The sequence below is a fragment of the Paracoccus sp. (in: a-proteobacteria) genome (assembly GCF_046289755.1).
Classification (GTDB): domain Bacteria; phylum Pseudomonadota; class Alphaproteobacteria; order Rhodobacterales; family Rhodobacteraceae; genus Paracoccus.
On record NZ_JBKBVD010000086.1, the window covers coordinates 1 to 7648 of the forward strand.

The following is a 7648-nucleotide window of genomic DNA, read 5'->3' on the forward strand; positions in this document are numbered from 1 at the left end:
GCCGCCAGCGCCTCGTCTTGCTCGGGGGGCGTCAGGGGGGCGTCGTCGGTCATTGGCTTACACAGTCCTTCAGGCGCAACAGGCTGCGGCGCAGCCAGCTGCGGACGGTATTGATCGGCATCCCCTCGCGTTCGGCCAGATCGGCATAGGTCACGCCCTCAAGATAGACCGAGCGCACGGCATGGGCCTGCGGCGCGGCCAGCTGGGCCAGACATTCATCCAGCATCCGGCGTTCCTGCGCGCGGATCGCGGCGGTCTCGGGGCCGGGCTCGCCCGAGGGCAGGCTGACGGCGGCCTCGGCCGGCGCCGTCGCCGGGCGCGATGTGCGCGCCCGCAGCCGGTCGATCGAGCGGTTGCGGGCAATGGTGATCAGCCATGTCATCGGCGACAGGCCGTTTGCGGCATAGCGCGCGGCGTTCTGCCAGATGCGGATATACACCTCCTGCAGCGTTTCCTCGGCCTCGGGGCGGTCGCGCAGCACCGACAGGCAGACCGCGTGCAGCTTGGCCGAGGTCGCCTCATACAGCTTGTCGAAGGCCTCGCGGTCGCCCAGTGCGACACGGGCGATCAGGCTTTCCAGCTCGGTTCGGCGTGCGTCGGTCAAGTGCGGCGTCCTGCATCCTGAAATTTGGCGCCACCTTATGGGCGGCTGGCCGGGCCGTCAACGCGCCCCCCGCTTGCGCCTGCGCCACGAATGCGCGATCAAGGCGCGGACGCGAGGAAAGGGCCGCTACGATGCTGGACATGAACGCCAAACCCACCGAAGAGATCGACCTGCGCGAGGTGTTCGGTCTGGACAGCGACATGAAGGTCAAGGGCTTTGCCGAACGGACCGAGCGCGTTCCCGAGATCGACAGCACCTACAAGTTCGACCCCGACACGACGATGGCGATTCTGGCCGGTTTCGCCTATAACCGCCGGGTGATGGTGCAGGGCTATCACGGCACCGGCAAATCCACCCATATCGAGCAGATCGCCGCCCGGCTGAACTGGCCCTGCGTGCGCGTGAACCTCGACAGCCATGTCAGCCGCATCGACCTGATCGGCAAGGACGCGATCAAGCTGGTCGACGGCAAGCAGGTCACCGTGTTTCACGAGGGCATCCTGCCCTGGGCCCTGCGCAACCCGACCGCGATCGTGTTCGACGAATACGACGCGGGCCGTGCGGATGTGATGTTCGTGATTCAGCGCGTGCTGGAGGCTGACGGCAAGCTGACGCTGCTGGACCAGAACGAGGTCATTACGCCGAACCCGTATTTCCGCCTGTTCGCCACCGCCAACACGGTGGGTCTGGGCGACACGACCGGCCTTTATCACGGCACCCAGCAGATCAATCAGGGCCAGATGGACCGCTGGTCGCTGGTCGCCACGCTGAACTATCTGTCCCACGACGCCGAGGCCGCGATCGTGCTGGCCAAGGTGCCGCAATACAACAACGAAAAGGGCCGCAAGACCATCAACCAGATGGTGACGCTGGCCGACCTGACCCGCACCGCCTTCATGCAGGGCGACCTGTCCACGGTCATGTCGCCGCGCACGGTCATCACATGGGCGCAGAATGCGCGGATCTTTGACAATGTCGGCTATGCGTTCCGGCTGACCTTCCTGAACAAATGCGACGAGCTGGAACGCCAGACGGTGGCCGAGTTCTATCAGCGCCTGTTCGATGAGGAACTGCCGGAAAGTGCGGCTGCCAAGGCGGTGTGATGGAAGCAATAGGTCATCGAGAGCAATTGACCGATGCCCAATATGCAGCGATCGGACGTGCCGTCCGCGGCTTTGCTGTTCTTGAGCACGCACTTGCCTCTGCGACCATTTCGCTTTTAGGCGGACCAGAATTCGACCCGGACACTATTGGTGAGCGTCAGGCGCAGGGAGTTGTACAAGCCAGCTTTGACGCGCGATTGAACCGTTTTTTGATAGCCTATGGTGAAAAGTTTCAGCGCGACCTTTGGTGCGATAGACTTGAGGAGGCCGTGAAGGGCATCCTCAAGTGGCGTAACGGGATTTGCCACGGCTTATGGTCAAACGGTGCTGACGGCGAAATGGTTCTGACGTTTTGGGACCGAGAGTCTGCGGCCGAATTTCGTGAGGCTGCACCGCAATCTCTGACCATAGAAGATTTGTATCAATTTGAGGCTGCAAGCCTCGTGAATGCAAAGCAATTGTATTCCTTAAAAGGCGGGTGAAATCATGAAAAAGACCGACAACCCCGCCGATCCGTTCAAGAAGGCTCTGACCGAGGCCACGCGCGCGCTGGCCGATGAACGCGAGCTGAATGTGACCTTCAGCGCCGATCCGGCGGGTGTGGCGGGCGATACGATGCGCCTGCCGCAGGTCAGCCGCCGGATGACCCGCGACGAGGTGCTGCTGGCGCGCGGCACCGCCGATGCGCTGGCGATGAAGCTGCGCCATCACGACGCGGGTCTGCACGCGAAATACACCCCCGCAGGCCCGATGGCGCGCGAGATCTACGAGGCGCTGGAAACCGCCCGCTGCGAGGCGCTTGGCGCCCGCGACATGCCCGGCGCGCTGTCCAATATCGACGCCCGCATCGGCGCCGAGGCCGAGAAAAAGGGCTATTCCCAGATCAGGTCGCCCGCCGATGCGCCCCTGTCGGTCGCGGCGGGCTATGTGCTGCGGCAGGCCGCCACCGGCCGGGCGCTGCCCGCGGGTGCGCAGCATGTGGCCGATCTGTGGCGCCCCTTCATCGAGGAACAGGCGGGCGGCGCGCTTGGCGATGTGGACCGCTCGCTGGCCGATCAGGCGGAATTCGCGCGGCTGTCGCGGCGCATCATCTCGGATCTGGGCTATGGCGATCAGCTGGGCGAGGACCCCGACCAGCCCGAGGATGACGAGGGCGAGGAGACCGCCGAAGAGGAAGACGAATCCGGCGACAACCAGTCGCGCGATCAGGACGACAGCGAGGATGCCGAGGCCAGCACCGACCGCAGTCAGGAGCAGACGCAGGACGAGCGGCAGGCGCAGGTCAGCATGGACGACGCCTCCGACGACGAGATGGGCGACGAGGCCGAGATGCCCGAAGCCGAGACGCCCCCCGACCTGCCGCCGCCGGTCAGCGAGGCCAGCGCCGATTATCGCGTCTTTGCCCAGACATGGGACGAGGAAATCCGCGCCGAGGATCTGGCCGATCCCGCCGAGCTGGAGCGTTTGCGCGCCTATCTGGACAAGCAGCTTGACCCGCTGCGCGGCGCCGTCAGCCGTCTGGCCAACAAGCTGCAGCGCCGGTTGCAGGCCCAGCAGAATCGCAGCTGGGAGTTCGACAAGGAAGAGGGCGTGCTGGATGCCGGGCGGCTGGCGCGGGTGGTCGCCAACCCGACCACGCCGCTGTCCTTCAAGGTCGAGAAGGACACCGAATTCCGGGATACGGTGGTGACGCTGCTGATCGACAATTCCGGCTCCATGCGCGGCCGGCCGATTTCCATCGCCGCGATCTGCGCCGATGTTCTGGCGCGCACGCTGGAGCGCTGCAGCGTCAAGGTCGAGATTCTGGGCTTTACCACCCGCGCCTGGAAGGGCGGGCAGGCGCGTGAGGCCTGGCTGGCGGGCGGGCGGCCCGCGCAGCCGGGGCGGCTGAACGATCTGCGCCACATCATCTACAAGCCCGCCGATGCGCCCTGGCGCCGGGTGCGGCCCAATCTGGGGCTGATGATGAAAGAAGGGCTGCTGAAGGAAAACATCGACGGCGAGGCGCTGGAATGGGCGCATAAGCGGCTGGTGCGGCGGGCCGAGGCGCGCAAGATCCTGATGGTCATCTCGGACGGGGCGCCGGTGGACGATTCGACCCTGTCGGTGAACCCGGCGAATTTCCTGGAACGCCATCTGCGCGATGTGATCGCCATGATCGAGAAAAAACGCATGGTCGAGCTGCTGGCCATCGGCATCGGCCATGATGTGACGCGCTATTACCAGCGGGCGGTGACGATCACCGATGCCGAGCAGCTGGCGGGCGCGATCACCGAACAGCTGGCGGCGCTGTTCGAGAGCGATCCGAAGAAGCGGGCGCGGGTGCTGGGGGCGAACCGGCGGGGGTGAGTGCGTCCCGCGCGCGCCGGGGGCGCTTCGCCCCCCGGACCCCCCGAGGATATTTGTATGAAGAAGAAGCGGGGCGTCGGGAGGGTGTGATGGAGCAGATTGAAGCGTTGGAACGCGGGTTGCCGCAGGATCTGGTTGTGGCGCTTGAGTCTTTGTTGGGCGCGCGTTTTTCTGTCGCCTCGGGGGATCGCGGGCAGCATGCGCTGTCCGAGAGCTTTCACCGTGCGCCGCCGCCCGATGCTGTCGTCTGGCCCGAGACGGTCGAGGAGGTGTCGGGCATTCTGGCGGCCTGTTCGCGTTTTGGCGTGCCGGTCGTGGCCTGGGGCACCGGCACCTCGCTGGAGGGGCACGCGCTGGCGGTGCAGGGCGGGGTGACCGTCGATCTGTCGCGGATGGACCGGGTGCTTGAGGTGCGGGCCGGGGATATGCAGGTCTCGGTCCAGCCCGGCGTCACGCGCGAGGCGCTGAACAGCGATCTGCGCGCGACGGGGCTGTTCTTTCCCGTTGATCCGGGCGCCAATGCCAGTCTGGGCGGGATGGCCGCGACGCGGGCCAGCGGCACCACCGCCGTGCGCTATGGCACCATGCGCGACAATGTGCTGGCGCTGCAGGTCGTGCTGGCCGATGGCCGGGTGATCCGCACCGGCACGCGGGCAGCGAAATCGAGCGCGGGCTATGATCTGACCGGGCTGTTTGTCGGGTCCGAGGGGACGCTTGGCATCATCACCGAACTGACGCTGCGCCTGCATGGCCAGCCCGAGGATGTCGCCGCCGCCGTTTGCGGCTTTGACGATCTGGCCTCGGCGGTGGACTGCGTGACCGCCACCATCCAGAGCGGCATTCCCATGGCGCGGATCGAGTTTGTCGATGCGCTTACCGCGCGCGCCTTCAACCTGCAATCGGGGGCCGGGCTGCCCGAGACGCCGCATCTGATGGTGGAGTTTCATGGCTCGCCCGCCTCGGTGCGCGAAGACGCGGCGCGCTTTGGTGAAATTGCCGGAGAGTTCGGGGCGACAGGGTTTGACTGGGCCGCCACCGCCGAAGAGCGGACGCAGCTGTGGCGGATGCGGCACGGTGCCTATCACGCGGCCTTTGCGCTGCGGCCCGGTGCGGCGGGGGTGGTCACGGATGTCTGCGTCCCGATGTCGCATCTGGCCGATGCGGTGGCCCGCGCCACCGCAGATATTGCCGAGGCCGGGCTGATCGGGCCGATTGTGGGCCATGTCGGTGACGGCAATTTTCATGCCCTGTTGTTGGTTGATCCCGATCTGCCCGAAGAGATCGCCGCTGCCACGGCGGTGGCGCGACGCATGGCCTGTGCGGCGCTGGCTGTCGGTGGCACGATCACCGGCGAGCATGGCGTGGGCCTGGGCAAGCGTGGGCTGATGGAGGCTGAACATGGTGAAGGCTGGCAGGTGATGGGTGCCATCAAGGCCGCGCTGGACCCTTGCGGCATTCTGAACCCCGGAAAGCTGGTTCCCGACCGGAACTAGCCTGCGCGTCATGGCGTTCTCCTGACAACCCAACGAGTTGCGAGGAAGCCAATGTCCCATAATTATGAGCCTGAAAAGGCAGCCCGGCGCCACAAGCCTGCCATCATTGGCATTATCGTGGCGCTGCTGGTGGCGCTGGCGGCGTTTCTGGTCTTCAGCCCGGGTGCGGTCGAAGACGGTGGCGACGGCATTGCAACAACCCCGCCGCCCGCCGGTGTGACCTCGACCGAGGCTGCCGGGACCGAAGCCGGGACAGCGGCACCCGTGGCGCCCGATGCGGGCACGCCTGCCGACGCGATGGAGGGCGGTGACGGCGCCATGTCCGACCCCGCGACTCCGGCGGCCCCCGCGAACTGACGCTTTCGTGACCCACAGAGCGCGGTGACTTTGTCCCGTTCCTTTGAGATAACCGCAATAATCGTGCGACAAGCGCGTGCGGGCAGGATCTCGAAAACAAAAGGAACGGGGCAGGATGAAATATCTGATCAAGCTGCTGCTTGGCGTGGTGGTATTGTCAGTCGCGGTGGCATGTTCGCGCACACCACCGCGCGGAGGCTCGCCTCAGGGCGGATACGGAGGCGGCTATCAGGTCGCGCCGGGACCGGGGGCCAATCCGCAGCTGGGCGACCGCGCCCCGCATCCCTGGAGCGGCGGTTCGCCCTATGGTCATGCCGTCCACGGCATCGACGTGTCGCGCTGGCAAGGTGACATTGACTGGATGCGGGTCCGCAATGCGGGCATCAGCTTTGCCTTCATCAAGGCGACCGAAGGAGGCGACCATAGCGATCCGAACTTCCGCCGCTATTGGGCTCAGGCGGGTCAGGCGCGCATTCCGCGCGGGGCCTATCACTTCTATTACTTTTGCCGCACCGGGGCCGAGCAGGCGCGCTGGTTCATCCAGAATGTCCCGCGCGAGGCAGGCTCGCTGCCGCCGGTGCTGGACCTTGAATGGACCAATTCGCGCAATTGCCCCCGGCGTCCGCCCGCCAGCGAGATCCACCGTGAGGCCAATATCTTCATGGATATCGTGGGCCGTCACTACGGGCAGCGCCCTGTCGTCTATACGACGGTCGATTTCTACCGCGAGAACAGTCTGGGTCAGTTGAACGCTGAATTCTGGCTGCGCTCGGTCGCGAACCACCCCAGCGTGATCTATCCGGGTCAGCGCTGGACCTTCTGGCAATATACCGGCACGGGGATCGTTCCCGGCATTCGGGGCGATACCGACCTCAATGCCTTTGCCGGCTCGGCTGCGGATTGGGGAAGATGGTTGCAGAGACGCATGGTGCGGTAAGGCCGCACCGTTGGCTGATGATCGAATTTGCGGCGCTCTATATCGGGGCGCCGCTGGCGATCGCGTTGTTCCTGCCGCCGGGGCAGTTGTTCACCGCGCTGGCGCTGGTCAGCATCGTGGGCATGGCGCTGCTGTGGCACACGGGCGGGTTCCAGTGGCGCGTGCTGGTGCGCGGCTGGCGTCGGGTGCCGTGGCTGGAGGTGGCGGGGATCAGCGCGGCCACGATGCTGGCGGGCTGGGTGATTCTGTCGATGTTTCAGCCCGAGGCGCTGTGGTGGCTGCCGCGCAACCGGCCTGAATTCCTGATCGTCATCTTCCTGCTCTATCCGCTGCTGTCGGCGCTGCCGCAGGAGCTGGTGTTCCGCCCGCTGTTCTTTCACCGCTATGGCGCAATCCTGCCGCAGGGGCAGGGGGCCATCGCGCTGAACTCGGCCATCTTCGCCTTTGCGCATCTGATGTACTGGTCGTGGATCGTGGCGCTGATGACCTTTATCGGTGGCTGGATCTTTGCCCGCGCCTATCTGCGCCATGGCTTTCCGGCGGCCTTCGTGCTGCATGCCGTGGCCGGGAACCTGCTGTTCGCCATCGGCATGGGCGTCTATTTCTACACCGGCAACGTCACCCGCCCGTTCTGAGCCCCCCTGTCAGAGGTTGACTTCCGGCCCTTTGCGCGGTTTCTGCGGGGGCTGGAAACACGGGGACCAACATCATGCACGCCTATCGCAGCCATACCTGCGGCGACCTGACCGCCGCCCATGCCGGGGATACCGTCCGCCTGTCGGGCTGGGTCCACCGCGTGCGCGAT

Annotated in this window: 8 protein-coding genes; 7 read left to right on the forward strand and 1 reads right to left on the reverse strand. The window is 65.8% G+C overall.

The features are described 5' to 3' along the window. Positions 1 to 49: 49 nt before the first annotated feature. Complete coding sequence (locus ACK41U_RS18585) at positions 50 to 604, reverse strand: sigma-70 family RNA polymerase sigma factor (RefSeq protein ID WP_409683526.1); 555 nt, start codon at positions 602 to 604, stop codon at positions 50 to 52. Positions 605 to 735: 131 nt separating this feature from the next. Here ACK41U_RS18585 and cobS point away from each other — a divergent pair, with 131 nt between their 5' ends. The 7 genes from cobS to ACK41U_RS18620 all read left to right on the forward strand — a co-directional run bounded on the left by cobS (position 736) and on the right by ACK41U_RS18620 (position 7478). After that, positions 736 to 1707, forward strand: coding sequence for a cobaltochelatase subunit CobS (gene cobS, locus ACK41U_RS18590; protein WP_409683529.1), 972 nt, complete (start codon positions 736 to 738; stop codon positions 1705 to 1707). Next, the gene (locus ACK41U_RS18595) at positions 1707 to 2189 is read left to right on the forward strand and encodes a hypothetical protein (protein ID WP_409683532.1); all 483 of its coding nucleotides are present in this window, start codon (positions 1707 to 1709) and stop codon (positions 2187 to 2189) included. The genes cobS and ACK41U_RS18595 overlap by 1 nt, the downstream gene beginning before the upstream one ends. 4 nt (positions 2190 to 2193) lie before the next feature. Further along, positions 2194 to 4056: a cobaltochelatase subunit CobT gene (gene cobT / locus ACK41U_RS18600; protein ID WP_409683534.1), complete on the forward strand. Its 1863-nt coding sequence runs from the start codon at positions 2194 to 2196 to the stop codon at positions 4054 to 4056. An 89-nt stretch (positions 4057 to 4145) separates the two neighbouring features. Next, entirely contained in the window at positions 4146 to 5549 is a 1404-nt protein-coding gene (locus tag ACK41U_RS18605) for an FAD-binding oxidoreductase (RefSeq protein WP_409683537.1), read from the forward strand. A 51-nt stretch (positions 5550 to 5600) separates the two neighbouring features. Beyond that, positions 5601 to 5906: a hypothetical protein gene (locus tag ACK41U_RS18610; RefSeq protein WP_409683541.1), complete on the forward strand. Its 306-nt coding sequence runs from the start codon at positions 5601 to 5603 to the stop codon at positions 5904 to 5906. 115 nt (positions 5907 to 6021) lie between these two features. Next, complete coding sequence (locus tag ACK41U_RS18615; protein ID WP_409683544.1) at positions 6022 to 6843, forward strand: GH25 family lysozyme; 822 nt, start codon at positions 6022 to 6024, stop codon at positions 6841 to 6843. 17 nt (positions 6844 to 6860) lie between these two features. Beyond that, positions 6861 to 7478 (forward strand): CPBP family intramembrane glutamic endopeptidase, encoded by a 618-nt coding sequence (locus ACK41U_RS18620; RefSeq protein ID WP_409683547.1) that lies wholly within the window; start codon positions 6861 to 6863, stop codon positions 7476 to 7478. Positions 7479 to 7648 lie beyond the last annotated feature (170 nt).

Bases quoted from the DNA above. Each gene is read 5' to 3' on its own strand.
- cobS (WP_409683529.1), top strand. From the start codon at position 736: ATGCTGGACATGAACGCCAAACCCACCGAAGAGATCGACCTGCGCGAG.
- ACK41U_RS18595 (WP_409683532.1), top strand. From the start codon at position 1,707: ATGGAAGCAATAGGTCATCGAGAGCAATTGACCGATGCCCAATATGCA.
- cobT (WP_409683534.1), top strand. From the start codon at position 2,194: ATGAAAAAGACCGACAACCCCGCCGATCCGTTCAAGAAGGCTCTGACC.
- ACK41U_RS18605 (WP_409683537.1), top strand. From the start codon at position 4,146: ATGGAGCAGATTGAAGCGTTGGAACGCGGGTTGCCGCAGGATCTGGTT.
- ACK41U_RS18610 (WP_409683541.1), top strand. From the start codon at position 5,601: ATGTCCCATAATTATGAGCCTGAAAAGGCAGCCCGGCGCCACAAGCCT.
- ACK41U_RS18615 (WP_409683544.1), top strand. From the start codon at position 6,022: ATGAAATATCTGATCAAGCTGCTGCTTGGCGTGGTGGTATTGTCAGTC.
- ACK41U_RS18620 (WP_409683547.1), top strand. From the start codon at position 6,861: ATGATCGAATTTGCGGCGCTCTATATCGGGGCGCCGCTGGCGATCGCG.